Source organism: Paenibacillus periandrae (genome assembly GCF_022458865.1).
GTDB classification, from domain to species: domain Bacteria; phylum Bacillota; class Bacilli; order Paenibacillales; family NBRC-103111; genus Paenibacillus_S; species Paenibacillus_S periandrae.
The window spans coordinates 1-364 of sequence record NZ_JAJNMU010000153.1; the positions used below are offsets into that span (position 1 = coordinate 1).

Consider the following 364-nt stretch of genomic DNA (forward strand, 5'->3'; position numbering starts at 1 on the left):
CTGAGTGGACTGCTTTTGTTGTAAGGGAGAATGCTACCTTAGTAGGAAGCGTTATGACTTGGATAGATGAAGATGGAGATGGAATCATTGAAGATGTATTTGTCAGAGCACCTTGGCGGAAACAAGGGATTGCAAAGCATTTACTCTCTCATGCGCTCACCTATCTCAAAGATCATGGATGCGCGTTCGCAGAACTACAAGTTGAGACGGCCAATAAATCCGCGCTATCTTTATATTACTCGGTTGGCTTCAAAGAAGTATCGGAAGAAGTGCGGTATCTTCGAGAGCTATAAATCGTTCAACTACCATGAAAATTCATCTCGCAGTAACATCTAAAAAAGACAAAACTAAAGAGAGGCGCCGT

Annotated in this window: 1 protein-coding gene; it reads left to right on the forward strand. The window is 42.6% G+C overall.

Annotated elements, in window-relative coordinates; genetic code table 11:
• Window positions 1–293: GNAT family N-acetyltransferase (locus tag LRL21_RS45030; RefSeq protein ID WP_240422234.1), on the forward strand; the 293-nt coding region annotated here is incomplete at its 5' end.
• Window positions 294–364: the final 71 nt, after the last annotated feature.